This is a genomic window from Sphingomonas sp., assembly GCF_036402235.1.
Classification (GTDB): domain Bacteria; phylum Pseudomonadota; class Alphaproteobacteria; order Sphingomonadales; family Sphingomonadaceae; genus Sphingomonas.
The window spans coordinates 1-16441 of sequence record NZ_DASWTG010000089.1 but is presented as its reverse complement, the minus strand read 5'-3'; the positions used below and the strand labels follow the sequence as shown (position 1 = coordinate 16441).

Annotated in this window: 12 protein-coding genes; 10 read left to right on the top strand and 2 right to left on the bottom strand. The window is 66.3% G+C overall.

The window, feature by feature from the left end:
• Positions 1–13 precede the first annotated feature (13 nt).
• The 9 genes from VGD28_RS17870 (at position 14) to VGD28_RS17830 (ending at position 10893) form a co-directional block, all read left to right on the top strand.
• On the top strand, positions 14–724 hold the full coding sequence (locus VGD28_RS17870) for a response regulator transcription factor (RefSeq protein ID WP_331029710.1): 711 nt from the start codon (positions 14–16) through the stop codon (positions 722–724).
• Positions 721–2046, top strand: coding sequence for an ATP-binding protein (locus VGD28_RS17865; RefSeq protein ID WP_331029709.1), 1326 nt, complete (start codon positions 721–723; stop codon positions 2044–2046). Before VGD28_RS17870 ends, VGD28_RS17865 begins: the two co-directional genes overlap by 4 nt.
• Positions 2047–2190: 144 nt before the next feature.
• Positions 2191–2883: a carbonic anhydrase gene (locus VGD28_RS17860; protein WP_331029708.1), complete on the top strand. Its 693-nt coding sequence runs from the start codon at positions 2191–2193 to the stop codon at positions 2881–2883.
• Positions 2880–4394 (top strand): SulP family inorganic anion transporter, encoded by a 1515-nt coding sequence (locus VGD28_RS17855; protein ID WP_331029707.1) that lies wholly within the window; start codon positions 2880–2882, stop codon positions 4392–4394. Before VGD28_RS17860 ends, VGD28_RS17855 begins: the two co-directional genes overlap by 4 nt.
• Positions 4391–4546, top strand: coding sequence for a hypothetical protein (locus tag VGD28_RS17850; RefSeq protein WP_331029706.1), 156 nt, complete (start codon positions 4391–4393; stop codon positions 4544–4546). Before VGD28_RS17855 ends, VGD28_RS17850 begins: the two co-directional genes overlap by 4 nt.
• A 162-nt stretch (positions 4547–4708) precedes the next feature.
• Positions 4709–5245, top strand: coding sequence for an RNA polymerase sigma factor (locus VGD28_RS17845; protein WP_331029705.1), 537 nt, complete (start codon positions 4709–4711; stop codon positions 5243–5245).
• Positions 5229–6176 carry a FecR family protein gene (locus VGD28_RS17840; RefSeq protein ID WP_331029704.1) on the top strand — a complete coding sequence of 316 codons (948 nt, stop codon included), beginning with the start codon at positions 5229–5231 and terminating at the stop codon, positions 6174–6176. Before VGD28_RS17845 ends, VGD28_RS17840 begins: the two co-directional genes overlap by 17 nt.
• Positions 6177–6251: 75 nt before the next feature.
• Entirely contained in the window at positions 6252–9212 is a 2961-nt protein-coding gene (locus VGD28_RS17835; protein WP_331029703.1) for a TonB-dependent receptor, read from the top strand.
• 61 nt (positions 9213–9273) lie between these two features.
• Entirely contained in the window at positions 9274–10893 is a 1620-nt protein-coding gene (locus tag VGD28_RS17830) for an FAD-dependent oxidoreductase (protein ID WP_331029702.1), read from the top strand.
• A 342-nt stretch (positions 10894–11235) separates the two neighbouring features.
• Here VGD28_RS17830 and VGD28_RS17825 read toward each other — a convergent pair whose 3' ends face one another.
• Together VGD28_RS17825 and VGD28_RS17820 are read right to left on the bottom strand one after the other, a co-directional pair.
• Positions 11236–12681, bottom strand: coding sequence for an alpha-L-fucosidase (locus VGD28_RS17825; protein ID WP_331029701.1), 1446 nt, complete (start codon positions 12679–12681; stop codon positions 11236–11238).
• 173 nt (positions 12682–12854) lie between these two features.
• Positions 12855–14675 (bottom strand): glycoside hydrolase family 9 protein, encoded by a 1821-nt coding sequence (locus VGD28_RS17820; protein WP_331029700.1) that lies wholly within the window; start codon positions 14673–14675, stop codon positions 12855–12857.
• A gap of 455 nt (positions 14676–15130) precedes the next feature.
• Between VGD28_RS17820 and VGD28_RS17815 the strand changes: the two genes are divergently transcribed.
• Entirely contained in the window at positions 15131–16414 is a 1284-nt protein-coding gene (locus tag VGD28_RS17815) for a glycoside hydrolase family 27 protein (protein WP_331029780.1), read from the top strand.
• The last annotated feature ends 27 nt before the right edge of the window (positions 16415–16441 follow it).

Genomic DNA, 16441 nt, shown 5'->3' with positions numbered 1-16441 from the left:
TACAGATTGGTTGATGACTGCCCCCGTAATCCTGCTCGTCGAAGATGACCCTGCCCTGCGCACGCTCACCGCGCGTGCGCTCCAGCAGAATGGCTATCAGGCGCGGCCCGCGGCGTCGGCGCCCGAAATGTGGGTGGCGTTCGACGCAGGGCCGATCGACTTGGTGCTGCTCGACGTGATGCTCCCCGGCACCAACGGGCTGGACCTGTGCCGCCAGCTCCGGCAGCGCAGCGAAGTCCCGATCATCTTCATCAGCGCCAAGGGCACCGAGACCGACCGCGTCGTCGGCCTCGAGCTCGGCGCCGACGACTATCTCGCCAAGCCATTCAGCACGCGCGAGCTGATCGCGCGCGTGCGCGCCGTGCTGCGTCGCGGGCAGCTCGATCGCCGCCACGGCGATGGCGGGCATGGGCTCGCACGCTTCGCGGGCTGGACGGTGAACTTCCCGCGCCGGGAATTGCTGTCGCCGTCGGGTGCCGTGATCGACCTGACCGGCGCCGAGTTCGACCTGCTCTCGAGCTTCCTCGAGAACCCGCAGCGGGTCATCGCGCGGGAGCGGCTGATCGAGCTGTCGCGAACGCGGCTGGGCGATGCATCGGACCGCAGCATCGACGTGCTCGTCAGCCGGCTGCGGCGCAAGCTCTCGCACAAGGATTCAAGCGCGCCGATCGTCACCGTGCGCGGCGTCGGCTATATGTTCAGCGCGGAAGTCGCGCGCCAGTGACCGAACGGACGCGGCTGTCGTTCGGGTTGCTGGGCCGCGTCTTTGCGATCCTGCTGCTCGCGATCGCGATCGAGTTCGCGGTCAGCACGCTGCTGTACGAGCGCGCGGGCCAGATCCGCGTGCGCGAGGAAGAGGCGCATCGCGTCGCCGAGAACCTCGCCATTGCGAGCAGCCTGATGAACGCGCACCCGCGCGGGCAACGCGCCCAGCTGGCCAAGCGGCTGTCGCGCGAGACGTTCATCGTCAAATGGCACCCGACGCCCGTTCCGCCCGTCCCGCTCGCGGCCGAGCTTGGCGAGATGCGCGCGCAGATCGTCAATTGGGAGCCTGCCCTCGCGCGCAGGGATCTGCATCTGCATCTGAAATCGCCGGGGCACAGCGGCATCGTCATGGGCCAGCTCGACCTCGATGACGGCAGCTGGCTCGAGTTCAAGGCGACGCAGCTCGTTCACCCATCCAAGCTGCGCTTCAACCGCTTCCTGCTCGCGCTCATTCCCGCGGTCGCCCTGATCCTGATCGGCGGCCTGCTGCTGCGCCGCGTGCTCGCGCCGATGCGGATGCTCGCGCGGGCGGCCGAGCGCATCGGCCAGGGCGAGCGAGTCGTGCTCACCGAGATGGGCGTGTCCGAGATCCGCCGCGTGGTGCGCGCCTTCAACGAGATGCAGGCGCGGATACACCAGCTCATCTTCGATCGCACCGAAGCGCTGGCCTCGGTCGGGCATGATCTGCGGACCCCGCTGGCGCGGCTGCAGCTTCGCGCCGAAGGGATCGAGGATCCCGTGCTGCGCACCGCGATCGCCAAGGATGTCGACGAGATGGAGGCGATGGTCGCGTCGCTGCTCGCCTTCTACGGCGGCGACAGCGATCCCGAAAAGCCCGCCCAGACCGATGTCGCGATCCTCGTCCAGACCATCGTCGACGATGCGACCGACATGGGGCACCCCGCCCAGTATAGCGGCCCGGATCACCTCGAGGCGACGCTTCGGCCCGGCGCGCTCAAGCGTGCCGTGGGCAATCTCGTCGAGAATGCGATCAAATATGCCGACGGCGCCCAGGTCAGTCTCGAGGCCACGAACGACCGGATCATCGTGCGGGTGCAGGACAACGGCGTCGGCATCCCGGAAGAAGAGCTGCTCCATGTGCTCGAGCCCTTTGTCAGGCTCGATCTGGCGCGGAGCCGCGACACCTATGGCCTGGGCCTCGGCATTCCGATCGCGCACCGCTTCGCCTTGCGCGAGGGCGGGGTGCTGCGGCTGACCAACCGGCCCAGCGGCGGGCTGCGTGCCGAGCTTGACTTGCCGCGGCACGCGCCGCGACGATAGTTACGATTGAAACTGCTGCAGCGCCGCAGAAACGTTTCATTACAAATTAAACACTTCGTTACAAACACGCCGCAACGCAGCAAAAATGGACGACTAGCTTGACGCAGCGCCTCTCCCCCGGGCGTCAGTCAAGGAGTCCTCCCCGTGAACGATCTCATCGGCCGCGTCTTTTCGTTCGAGAAGCAGGTCTTCCCGAACCAGAGCGCACTTTATGAGCAGCTCGCCAGCAACGGGCAAAGCCCCAAGGCATTGATGATCTCGTGCGCCGATTCGCGCATCGTGCCCGAGCATATCATGCAGGCCCAGCCAGGCGACCTGTTCGTCTGCCGCAACGCCGGCAATATCGTCCCGCCCTTCGCCACCCAGAATGGCGGCGTTTCGTCGACCGTCGAATATGCCGTCGCCGTGCTCGGCGTGCGCGACATCATCGTGTGCGGCCATTCGGACTGCGGCGCGATGAAGGCGCTGGCGATGAAGCAGGACCTGACCGGCATTCCGAACGTCGCCGCCTGGCTGCGCCATTCGCACGCCGCGCACAAGGTGGTGACCGACAGCTATCCCGAGATGGACGATGCGCAGCGCACCCGCGCCGTCTCGCTGGAGAATGTCGTCGCCCAGCTCGCCCATCTGCGCACCCACCCCTCGGTCGCCGCAGGCATCGCGCGCGGCGAGATCGCGCTGCACGGCTGGTTCGTGGATATCCATGCCGGTCTCGTCCTGGGTCTCGACGGGGAGACCGGCCGCTTCGTGCCGCTGCGCGAGGACGCACCGCTGCCCGTCGCGCTTCCGCACGCCCCGCGCCGCGCGGCCGACTTCACCGCGGGGGCGGCGGCATGAACCTCGCCCTCCCCATGCAGGGGAAGACGCTGACGCGCGACTTCACCGCGTCGATCGTCGTCTTCCTCGTCGCGATGCCGCTGTGCATGGGCATCGCGATCGCCTCGGGCGTGCCGCCCGAAAAGGGCCTCATCACCGGCATCATCGGCGGCATCGTCGTCGGCATGTTCGCGGGTTCGCCGCTCCAGGTGAGCGGCCCTGCGGCAGGCCTTGCCGTCATCGTCTTCGAGATCGTCCGCGACCAGGGCCTGTCCGCGCTGGGCCCGATCCTGATCCTGGCCGGCCTCATCCAGGTCGCGGCGGGCGTGTTCAAGCTCGGCGGCTGGTTCCGTGCGATCTCGCCTGCGGTCGTCCATGGCATGCTCGCGGGCATCGGCCTGCTCATCGTCGTGGGGCAGTTCCATGTCCTGTTCGACGCCAAGCCGCTCCCCGGCGGCATCGACAACCTGCTGGCCATGCCTGGCCGCCTTCTCGGCCTCGCGCCGGGCGGTCAGGGCGCGGCGGTCGCAGCCTTCGCCATCGGCATCCTCACCATCGTCGCGATGCTGGGCTGGGAGAAGCTGCGTCCGCAGAGCCTGCGCCTGGTTCCGGGTGCGCTGGTCGGCGTCGTCGCCGCCACGCTGGCGGCCTGGGGCCTCAGCCTCGACGTTATCCGCGTCAACGTCCCCGAGACGATCACCGGCGCCGTCTCGCTGCCCGATGCCGGGATCCTCGCGCAGTTCGCCCAGCCCGCGATCATCCTGACCGCGATCGCGATCGCCTTCATCGCCAGTGCCGAGACATTGCTGTCGGCCGCCGCGGTCGACCGGATGCACAACGGCGTGCGCACCAACTACAACAAGGAACTGCGCGCGCAGGGCATCGGCAACCTGCTGTGCGGCGTGGCCGGCGCGCTCCCGATGACCGGCGTGATCGTGCGCAGCTCCGCCAACGTCCAGGCGGGTGCGGCGACGCGGCTCTCGGCGGTGCTCCACGGCGTGTGGATCCTCGGCTTCGTCGCATTGCTGCCGTGGCTGCTGCGCGAGATCCCGATGGCGGCGCTGGCCGGCGTGCTCGTCGTCACCGGCGCCAAGCTCGTCAGCCTGGTGCATGTCCGCCACCTGCTGCACCGCTACGGGCCGCTGCCCGCGCTGATCTGGGCGGGGACGTTCGTGATGATCGTCGCGACCGACCTGCTGACCGGGGTGCTCGTCGGCCTCGCGCTCTCGCTGATCGAGCTGCTGCCGCATGCGACCAAGCTCAAGCTCGGCATCGACGAGCGCCGCGAGGACGACATGCACGAGATCGTGCTCGACGGCACCGCGACCTTCATCATGCTGCCGAAGCTGACCGCAGCGCTCGATCGCGTGACGGGTCCGGAAGGCCTGCTGCTCAATGTCGAGCGGCTGCGGCATATCGACCATGTCTGTGCCGAGATGCTCGCGGAATGGATCCAGCGCCGCCGCGAGGCGGGGCAGGTCGTCGAGCTGAAGGGCGCGAATGGCCGGCTGGGCCAACTGGTTCCTGCGTGAGCCGCACCGCGCCGGTCGCGATTCCCGCCGAGGCCAGCCGTTCGGCTGCGCCGATCGCGGGGGAACCGATGACGCTCACCAACGGGGATGACGATCCGATCGTCATCCCCGTTTCAATTGGCGGCACGGACGCGCGCGCTATCGCCTGCTGATCGAGGGAAAGCGCGAGCTGGTGCTGGCGGATTACTACTGACGCCCCGCAGTTGCCCCTGATCTGCGAAAATCATCTCTGTCTTGACGGAAACATCGCGCGCCACGCTCTATACGCACGAGAGAGGAGACGAAGCACGGAACGCGAGGCGCTGGCCGAATGGGTGGGACGCGAGATCCTGCCCCACGAACGCGAGCTGCGGACCTGGCTCCGGCGGCGGCTGGTTGCCGCGGCGGATGTGGAGGACGTGGTGCAGGAATGCTATTGCCGGCTCGCGCAGCTTTCCGATGTGTCGCACATCACCCTGCCGCGCGCTTATCTCTTCACCATGGCCCGCAACCTTGCCGAGCAGCAGCGCAAGCGCGCGCGCGTGGTGCGGATCGAGACGATGGCGGATGCGTCCGACATGCAGCTGGAAAGCGACCCCCTGTCCCCCGACCGCTTCGCGACGGCGCGGCAGGAGCTGGGGCGCGTGCAGGCGGCGCTTGCCACGCTCCCCGAGCGCGCGCGGCGCATCTTCATGATGCGCAAGGTCGAGGGCCGCTCGCAGAAAGAGATCGCGCAAGTGCTGGGCGTCAGCGAGGCGGTGGTCGAGAACGAGGCGAGCCGGAGCCTGCGCGCGGTGCTCCGGCTGCTGACCGAGGCGGACGCCGCGCAGGATCTGGGGACGGGAGGCGTCAGCCATGCACGATCCCGTTGAGCAGGCCGCTGCCAGCTGGGCGCTGCGCCACCCGCTCGATCCGTCCGAGCGCAAGGCGCTCGACGCGTGGCTCGCGCAGGATCGCCGGCATGCCGGCGCGCTGCTGCGCGCGCAGGCAGCGCTGAGCGCGATCGATCGCGCGCTGGCTCCCGATCTGGCCGAAACCCAAGCGGAACCGGCCGCCCCGCGCCCGACGCGCCGCTGGATGCTGATGGGCGCAGGCGGCGCGATCGCGGCCACGGTGGCCGGCGCGTTCGGCTGGTCGCAGCTGACGGGCGCACGGGTCACGACCGCGCGCGGCGAGATCCGCCGCCTGCCGCTGGCGGACGGCTCGATCGCCACGATCGACACCAGCAGCGCATTGCGCGTGGTGCTGGCCGACGACAGCCGCCGCATCGCGCTCGACCAGGGGCAGGCCTTCTTCCAGGTCGCCAAGGACCGCAAGCGCCCCTTCATCGTCGATGCCGGAATCGCCCAGGCACGCGCGCTCGGCACCGCCTTTTCCGTGCGGCGCACCGAGGACGGCGTGCAGGTCGCGGTGACCGAAGGGATCGTCGGCGTGTGGGCCGGCGACGACAGCGGCGCGATGACGATCCTGCAGGCCGGGCAGTTCGCCACCTTCCGGCGCGGCGATCCCGCGCCGGTGACCGGCACCGCGCCCGCCGAGATCGAGCGCTCGCTGGCCTGGCGAAGCGGCGAGATCGCGCTGGAGAACGAGGCGCTGGGCACCGCCGTCGCCCAGTTCAACCGCTACAATCGCCAGCAGCTGGTCCTCGCCGATCCTGGCCTCGCCGGCGAGCGGCTGGTCGGCCTGTTCCGCATCGACGATCCGGCGGCCTTCGCGCAGACGCTGGCGGTCTCGCATCCGATCGAGGTCGCGGTCACGCCCGACGAAATCCGCCTGAGCCGAAAAAAGATCGGCTCACCCTGACGGAAAATATCCGGGTCCGACTCTTGCTAGTCGAGAGCGTACCGAAAAGCGGGCGCCCGGCATGGGGAGGATCGGATGAAGGACGTGCGTTCGTATTTGCTGGCATCCGCGGCGCTTGCCTGCGGGCTGGCGCTGCCGGCCGAGGCGGCCGCGCAGGTCCGGCGGTTCGACATCGCTCCTCAGGATGCGCGCACCGGCATCCCGCTCTTCGCCCATCAGGCCGGCGTGCAGATCCTCGCATCGGGAACGATCACCGACGGGGTCCGCGTCAACCGGGTCCGCGGATCGCTGGACGTCTCTGCCGCGCTTCAGATGCTGCTGGCGGGCACCGATCTCGTCCCGGTCAAGGTCGGGAACGCGATCGCGCTGAAGCGGCGGTCGTCCGTGGCGGCGGTCCGCACCACTGCCAGCACCGCGCCGCTCCCGGCCGCCGGCGCCTATGCCGCGGCGCCCCAGGAGCCGGCACAGGACAGCGCCGAGCCCGCGCCGGATGCCGCGCAGGAAGTCGTCGTCACCGGCATCCGCGCCTCGCTGCAGGAATCGATCGCGGTCAAGCGCGCGGCGGATTCGATCGTCGACGTGATCACCGCGCAGGACATCGGCAAGCTGCCCGACCAGAATGTCGCCGAGGCGATGAGCCGCGTGACCGGCGTGCAGATCAGCCGGCGCGAGGGCGACGGATCGAACTTCACGATCCGCGGCATCTCGCAGAACCGGCTCGAGATCAACGGGCGCAACTATATCGGCCCGGGCGGCGGCGGGAACGCGGCGCTGGAATCGGTCAGCCCCGAGATCCTGTCGTCGATCGTCGTCATCAAATCGCCCACCGCCGACATGCCCGAAGGCGCGCTCGGCGCGACGGTCAATCTCAAGACCAAGCGCCCGCTCGAGCTTGACGATCTCGTCATCGCCGGCCGCATCCAGGGCGCGCATGCCGACCAGGCGGACCATGTCGGCTATCGCGGATCGGCGATGGTCTCCAAGAGCTTCGGCGACCGGTTCGGCGTGCTCGCCAGCGTCGCCTATTCGGACACCAGGACGCGCGGCCATTCGTTCGACGCGGGCGGCTGGACGCGCACCGATGCGATCGACGGCAATGGCGACGGGACCGACGATCCCGGGCTGTTCCGGCCGAACCGCTTCATGGCGCGGATCTTCGACCGCGCGGAGCAGCGGCTGACAGTCAACGGCACCGCGCAATGGCGGCCGACCGACACGCTCGAGATCATCCTCGACGCGACGTTCAACCACCTCAAGCGCCAGCGCAACAGCGTCAACTATCAGGTGCTGTTCAACAACAACGACACCGACGCCGTGGTCAACGATCAGGGCACCGTCGTCGCCGGCAATTTTCAGGGCGTGACGGTCCGGCCGCTGATCTATGACGAGCCGACCGACCTCAAATCGACCCTGCTCGGCGGATCGGTGAAATGGGAGAAGGACCGGGCGCGCGTCCGCTTCGATATGTCCTATGCGCACGGCAAGGGCAGCGACGGCGGACCCGGCGCATCCTTCACCTATGTCGTCGTGCCGCGTGCCGGCAATGTCGCCAGCGCGAGCTACGACTTCCGCGGCGGCAATCCCGTGCCCGATCTGTCGATCGACGCCAATTTCAACCCCAACGACCCGACGCAATATCAGCTTCTCTCGGTCTTCGACTATGACGCGGTGACCGAGAATCGCGGCTACGACGCCCGGCTCGACTGGGGCTATGATACCGACTGGGGCATCCTCTCCTCGGTCGAGGCCGGATTCCGCTACGAGCGCGTCGAGCTGCTCGCCGCCGACCCGCAGAACCTGCCGGTCGCGGCGAGCCTGCTCGCGAGAGGAGACCGCAACGGCGACGGCATCCTCACCGTCGATGAGCTGCCGGGGCTGAGCTACAGCACGACCCCTGCCCGCTTCTTTCCCGGCGCGAGCGGCGCCTTCCCGCGCGACCTGCTCGGCGGAAGCCTCGACAAGATCGCCGCGCGCGACGGTTTCGGGCTGGCAACGCCCGATCCCTACGACACGTCGATCACCGTCGGCCCGACCTCGATCAAGGACGTCAAGCAGGACACGCTCGGCGTCTATGTGAAGGGCAATTTCAAGGGCACGATCGGCAGCACGCGCTACAGCGGCAATCTCGGCCTGCGTTATATCGACACGGCGCGCGCGACGACCGGTTTTCTGTCCCCTACGGCCACAACCGTGGTGAAGGCCGATTTCGGCTATTGGCTGCCGAGCGCCAACCTGTCGATCGACTTCAGCGACGATCTCACCCTGCGGCTTGCCGGCGCCAAGGTCGTCGCCCGGCCGGGCCTCAACCAGGTCAGCGCGAGCTTCGTGCCCAACACCGTCTCGATGACCGGATCGCGCGGCAATCCCAATCTGCGCCCGTTCGAGGCGCTCCAGGCCGACGCCACGCTCGAATGGTATTTCGCCCCGGCCAGCTCGCTCACCGGCGCGGTGTTCTACAAGAAGGTCGATTCCTTCACCGTCACCACCGTCACGCGCGAGTTCGTGCCGGGCTTTTCCGAACGCTTCGGGCTGTTCGACATCTCGCAGCCGCAAAATGGCGAGGACGGCACGATCCAGGGCTTCGAGCTTGCCTATCAGCACGCCTTCCGCTTCCTGCCCGCGCCGTTCGACAATCTCGGCGTGCAGCTCAACTACACCTATGTCGACAGCAAGACCCCGCTGATCGACGCGATCACCGGCGAACGGCTGCCCCTGCCCGGCCTGTCGCGCGACAGCTACACGCTGATCGGCTATTATGAGGACGACACCTTCTCGCTCCGCGCGGCCTATACCTATCGCAGCAAATATCTGAACTCGGTGGGCGGCGCGGCGAGCGGCGGCAACACCTATGTCGACGGGCGCGGGCAGCTCGACGCCTCGGCGCAGATCAACCTGACGCCCAATTTCCGCCTGACGGTCGAGGGCATCAACCTCACCAAGGCGATCGACCGCCAGTATCTGGGCGAGCCCGACCGCCTGACCTTCACCGCACGCGAGGATCGCCGGATCTTCTTCGGCATCGCGGCGAATTTTTGAGCGGGAGCGCAGGATGAACCGGAAAATGCCTTGCCGTCTGGCCGCGGCCGCCGCGTGCCTGATGCCTGCCGCGATCGGCTTCTCCGCTCCCGCCGCAGCCCGGCAGGCCGCGCCGATGCAGGCCGACATCGTCATCTATGGCTGCACTTCGGGCGGAGTCATTGCAGCGATCGAGGCGCGGCGGCTGGATCGCTCGGTGCTGTTGGTCTGCCGCGACGATTATCTCGGCGGGATGACCACCAACGGGCTCGGCTGGTCCGATACCGGCCAGCATCGCGCGATCGGCGGGCTCTCGCGCGAATTCTATCGCCGGGTGAAGCGGCATTATGACGATCCGGCGGTGTGGGTCTGGTCGAAGCGGCCCGACCGGGCGACCGAGAATTTCGTCGATGACGATGCGATGTGGCAGTTCGAGCCAAAGGTCGCCGAGCGCATCTTCGAGGACTGGGTGCGCGAGGCCGGGGTGACGGTGGTCCGCAACCAGCCGCTGCGGCGCGACGGCAGGAGCGTCACGCGCAAGGGCAGCCGGATCGTCGGATTCGAATCCAGGAACGGCCGGCGTTTCGCGGGCGCGATGTTCATCGACGCGACCTATGAGGGCGACCTGATGGCCGAGGCCGGGGTTTCCTTCGCCACCGGGCGCGAGGCGAACAGCCAATATGGCGAGACGCTGAACGGCGTTCAGCTCGGCAACACGACCAACCACCAGTTCACGCTCGACATCGACCCCTATCGCGTGCCGGGCGACCCGGCGAGCGGGCTGGTGCCGCGGATCAGCGGCGAGAAGCCCGCGCCCGACGGCAGCGCCGACAAGAAGATCCAGGCCTATACCTTCCGCATGTGCCTGACCGACGTGCCGGCGAACCGCGTCCCCTTCCCCAAGCCGCGCGGCTATGACGCGAGCCAGTACACGCTGCTCAAACGCTATATGGACGCGGGCTATCGCGACTTCTTCCGCAAGTTCGACCGCATCCCGAACGGCAAGACCGACACCAATAACTACGGCGCCTTCTCGTTCGACAACATCGGCAAGAATTACGGCTATCCCACCGGCACCGATGCCGAACGCGCGGCGATCGTCGCGGAGCATGTCACCTATCAGCAGGGGCTGCTCTGGTTCATGGCCAACGACCCGGCCGTCCCGGCCGAGACGCGCGCCGAAATGTCGAAATGGGGGCTGTGCAAGGACGAGTTCGCCGGCAACGGCCACTGGCCGCGCGAATTCTATGTCCGCGAGGCGCGGCGGATGGTCTCCGATTTCGTGATGGCCGAACCGCATCTGCGCGGCGTCAAGCCGACGCCCAAGCCGATCGGCATGGGATCGTACAATATGGATTCGCACAATGTGCAGCGCATCGTCGACGAACGCGGCTTCGCGCGCAACGAAGGGAATATCGAGGTCAACCCCGGCCGCGCCTATCCGATCAGCTACGCGGCGATCATCCCGAAGCGCGACGAGGCGAGCAACCTGCTCGTGCCGGTGGCGCTGTCCGCATCGCACATCGCCTATGGCTCGATCCGGATGGAGCCGGTCTTCATGATCCTCGGCGAATCCGCGGCCGCCGCCGCATCGCTCGCCATCGCCACCGGGCGATCGGTGCAGGATGTCGACTACGACAGCCTGCGTGCCCGGCTGATGGCCAACGGGCAGGTATTGAGCCTGCCCGAAGGCCCGCGCTGAGCGGCGGCTTTTCGGAAGACCAGAGCCGCCACGAGGTCCGATCCTGGATCTCCATGTCGAGCATGCAGGTGGCGCGGATATGCGCCATTACTCCGGCCGGGCAGCGCCCGGGGCATGCCATTTTCGTATGCCTGATGGCCTCCGGCCCGCTCTTCAAGTCCAGCAGCCTCACTACACGCCTCGACATATGCAGGACTCCCATAGGGTCCAGCGTGATTGGGCGACGATCGCGATCCCGCCACAATCCCCGAACGGACATTTCATCGACACCGTTTCCGTTGACGATGGGCCGTCTTTGCCGCGACACTCATCCTCCCCAGAAACGGATATGCACGGCAAAGCCTAGACCAGACCCCGTCCGCGAATTCGTACCACGGGAATAGGAGTCCCGCCCCGCGGCGGCGGTAGCGTCAGGCTCAGCGCGCCGGCCTCACGCCGGAATCGGAGCTCCGGCCCACCAAGCAGGTCCACGCGTTCGATCCGCGCGTCGGGCAGTTCCCCGCTTCCAAGCGATTGGATCGCGCTTGGCCCTTGTGGCCAACCCAGCAAGATCGCGTAGAGCGCACCGTTCCTGGTCGTGAAGCGGATGTCCTGCGCGGTATAGTCGCCGGATTCGCCGAAGGCGCCGGCTTTGGTGTTCGTCGGCCCTTCGCCGAAGACCTTCCATGGGCGCGTTCCATGGATCGCCTCGGCGTTGATCTTCATCCATGCCGAGAGAGCGGCCAGCAATTCCTCCGACTGCGGCGGGAGGCTGCCGTCGGGATATTGCACGACGTTCAGCAGCAGATTGCCATTCTTCGACACGATGTCGGCGAGCATGCCGATCACTTCCCTCGCCGTCTTGAAGCGATCGTTGTGATTGAAGAACCAGTCCCCGTTCGACGTGTCGGTCTGCCAAGGCAACGGGCTGATGCCCTCCAGCACGCCGCGCTCGACGTCCTGCACGCCGGCCTTCGGCAGGAATTCGCCGGGCCCGTGCTTGTGCGCATACACCGCCTCAAGCTTCCCGGAGCGTGCAATGCTGCTGTTGTACAAATGCGCGACCATCGTCCGGCCAACGTCGCCAAACGGGATGCCGCCGTCCGAATAGAGCAGGTCAGGCTGATAGCTGTCGACCAGATCGCGGATGCGGTCGAACCAGTGGCGATGGAATTTCGGGTTCTTCGTGTACCAGGTATCCGCGTGGCCCCGGTACGGCTCGTCCCGGTTGTCGTGGTACAGGTCGGCATAACGCGGGTCGGCGCCGTCATAGTCGGCGTCCATCTTTCCCCAGAATTGGTCGAAAAGGTGATTGGGATACCACCAGCAATAGCTGGCCCCCAGATGCTCGGACACGCCGAAACGTAGGCCCCGACGCTTCGCCGCCGCCTTCCACGCCCCGACAATGTCGCGCTTCGGGCCCATCGCCGCCGCGTTCCAGCGGTGGTGCCTGGAATTCCACAAGTCGAAATTGTCGTGATGGACGCCCATCGACACGAAATACTTCGCACCCGCGGCGGCATATCTGGCCATCAGCGCTTCGGGGTCGAAGCGCTCCGCCTTCCACAGCGGGATGATATCCTTGTACCCGAACTTGGACGGGTGGCCGTAATTCTTGACGTGATAGTCGTAATGCGGGTGCCCGGGCGCGTAGAGATAGCGCGCATACCAGTCGCCCTGACCCGGCACCGACTGCGGCCCCCAGTGCGACCAGATCCCGAACTTCGCGTCCCGGAACCATTCGGGCGTCCGATACGCCTCAAGTGACGCGACGCTCGAATTGAAGGGACCGGGAGCGGTGGAGAGCAAGAGGTCCTGGACTCCGGAGCCACCGCGACTCTCCTTTGCCCGCGCTCCCGCCGACAGTCCCATGGCGGCGGCGAGTGGCGCCAACAGAACCTCTCGCTTGCTGAATCCAGCCATTTTCCTCTCCTGCTTCCCGATATTGTCGTTGGATTCCGGGCCCGGCCGGCGACAAGCATTCACCGCATGCGAGAAAGCATGCGGATGTAGTTCACCTGATAGCCGTTGGAGTTCTCGGCGATCGGCCAGGAATTGAGCGGCCAGCCGTCGTTGAAATCCTTATACGATTTTTGCGGGGGCTGACCATAAGGCGGGCTGGGCCGCTGGCTCTCGCATAGCGGGCTGATCCCCGGGCAGCGCGAATCCCAGTCATATTGCGTGGCATTCGGCCCGCCGACCAGGATGCCCGGCGCCGGGCCATAGGCCGAAGTCTTGGCATCGTCCCATTTCGCCGATCCGTCCGTGAACCAGGCATGGAAGATCTGGTTGGTCGAGTTGGTAGCTCCCAGGCTGTACATGTTGGTGAGATACACCTTGCCGAGCGGGTTCACGCCATGGAGGTAGTGAACATAGCCGGCAGCGGCGCGCATCACTTCCGCTTCGCTACGGCTGCCGATCCCGAACCGGCGGAGATCGAGATAGAGACTGCCCTGGACGCTCTTCACCGAATTGCTGCCCCAGATATAGTCCGGGATGAAGGCCATGTACGGGTCGGCCTTGCCCGTGACCTTGCCCCAGAACCATTCCGATTCCATGCCATTGCCATAGGCATTCCGGACCGCCGTCGCAGTCGATGCTGCGGCGCCCGGCAGGCTGGCGTAATAGAGAAGCGCCAGTTGCATCCCTCCCTCATAGGGTGAGACATAGTTGTTCCAGCGGATCAGGTTCGCCTGGGCGTAATTATTCTCGACGAAGTCGCGATAGACCGCCTTGCCGGTCAGGTCGTAAAGATAGACGGCCGCGATCAGCCTGGCCGTGAAACGGCCCCTGTCGTCGGTTTCCTGCTGGCCCGCACCCAGCCCTTCGGACCCGTTGGCGGCATCATTGTTGCGGAAGGTGGCATTGGGATTGGCCACGGCCCAGTTCCATGCATTCTCGGCGCGGGTCCGCAACGCCGCGGCATAGGCGGAATGCGCCGCGAAACCGCCGAGCACCTTCGCGCCCAGCGCATAGGCCGAAGCTGCGTTGAGGGTGGCCGAGGTGCTGGCCGGGCCGTAATAGCTCGGCCCGGTAGCAGCCGAGGGCGGGCTCGCATGGCTCAGGCCCACGATCGACAGCACCGATCCGTCCGCCTCCTGCATCCGGCCAAGCCAGTCGAGTCCCCATTTTGCCTCATCAACAATGTCGGGAACGGCGTTGCCGGATTCCGGAATATTGTAGTCGTCGGTCCAGACCGGCTGGTTGCCCAGATAGGACTGGAGCAGATCCACGACATAGCCCGCGGTCCAGCTCGTATATTTGTTGAAATCGCCAGCGTCGTACCACCCGCCCGACACGTCCCGTTCGGTCGAGGCGTCGTTCTTGGCGCTGTACAGACGCGCATTGCGGTCCTGGCCCGGACCGACATGCGAGGCGGCGTCGGCCCACCCCGCGCCCGCATTCGCCACCGTCTTTTCCTGTCCGGCGCGCTGATAGAAAAAGGCACGTACCGCTGCCTTCAGCACCGGAGCGTAGACATCGGCGCCGATCTTGAAACGCGGCGACACTTCTCCCCGCTCACGGTCACGAATGAAATATTCGCCTGCCGCCGTGACGCTGCTGAAGTCGAAGTGCCACACCTTGTCGCCGGACGTGGTATCCACAGTGCCGTTGTTCCAGGCTGCGGGTGCGCCTGAATAGACGACGGCCTGGGTGACAGCGTTGACAACTTCATAGCTCGCGCCAGGCGTCAGGGCATCGTTGGCGTCGAAGCCGGTTTGCGGGTCGCGGATCACAGCGATCTTCTGATGGCCAGGAAGGTAGCCGAACTGGTCGACGACAATCGCCGGCCCTAGCGCCATGGTGGATGGGGCCGGCGTCGAAGTTGATGTGGGGGTTGGCGTCGGTCCCTGGACGATTGGCCCTCCCCCGCTGCTTCCGCCTCCACTGCACGCCGCGAGGCTCAACGACAGGGTGCCGACCCCTGCCGTCAGGGCGAGCATTTTTCGCGCGAATCGGAACCTGCTGTGCCTGGGCTTTATGCAACTCTCCTCCCGACGGGCGAGACCATGCGACTCGTCTCCATCTCTGTTTTCGCTTCGCTCATCGTGAACGGCCTGGCTGAGCCAACGAGCCGACACTGAAGGTGCGTTTACTATGATAGCGCTACCATTAGTCCTTTCATTTGGCAAGGGACCTCTTTACAGATCAAGTTATAGTCAGACAAAAAAGGAGAGGTTGCGTGATTACAAATCGTCGTGGACTTTTCGGATTAGCGGCACTTTTCTCCGGCGCAGCGCTCGGAACGCTGAACGCAATGGCGCGGGCGGCGCGCCCGGAGGATGCCGAGCCGCAGGGCATTCGGGCGCCCACGCCTCCGATGGGGTGGAACAGTTGGAACTCATTCGCGACAACGCTGACAGAGGCCCAGGCGATCGAGACCGCCAGGATCATGGCCGGCAAGCTGCTGCCTTTCGGGTACGATGTCTTCACCGTCGATATCCAATGGTACGAGCCGGGCGCCACCGGCTATACCTATCGCCAGGGCGCGGAACCGGCGATGGATGGTCACGGCCGGCTGCTCCCCGCGCCCAATCGCTTTCCTTCCGCTGCCGGCGGCCGTGGCTTCCGGCCCCTGGCCGATCGGGTTCATGCGCTGGGCCTGAAATTCGGCGTGCACCTGATGCGCGGAATTCCCAGGCTCGCCTATGAGCGCGATCTGCCGATCCTCGGCACCAGCTATACGGCGCGCGACATCGCCAATCCCAATTCCGTCTGCACCTGGAACACCGACATGTTCGGCGTGGACATGACCAAAGCAGGGGCACAGGAATACTACAATTCTGTCTTCCGGCTGTTCGCCGAGTGGGGCGTGGATTTCGTCAAGATGGACGACATGAGCCGCCCCTATGGCATCAACTGGCCGGAGATCGAGGCGGCGCAGGCGGCGATCGGCGCGTCGGGCCGCCCGATGATCCTCAGCCTCTCGCCAGGCGAAACCGATCTCGAATGGGGTCCCCATGTGCAGCAGCATGCGCAGATGTGGCGCATCTCCGATGATTTCTGGGACGAATGGAAACTGCTCAAGGAACAGTTCGCGCGGCTCGCGGCGTGGAACATCTATCGCCGGCCTGGCGCCTGGCCCGACGCGGACATGCTACCGCTCGGCGTGCTTGCCATGGGATCGCGCAAGACCAAGTTCACGGCCGAGGAGCAGCAGACCCTGATGACGCTCTGGTCGATCGCACGCTCACCGCTCATCATGGGAGGGGATCTCCGCGCGCTCGACGAGGCCACGCTGAAGCTGCTCACCAACCGCGAGGTGATCGCGGTCAACCAGCATAGCCACAACAATGTCCAGGTCTCGAACGATGGCGAACGGGTCGTCTGGACCGCCGAAGCCGCCGACGGCAAGAGCCGCTATCTCGCGCTGTTCAATATCGGCGACCATCCGCTGGTGATCGAACAGGAATTGAAGGCGATCGGCGCGCCGCGAAAGGCGAAGGCGACGAATTTGTGGACCGGGCGCACCGGCGACGTGGACACCCGGATTTCCCTGGAGCTTCGCGACCATCAATCGGCATTCTTCAAGCTGAGCTGAGGCTCCCGACCCTACCGGCCGGGGGGG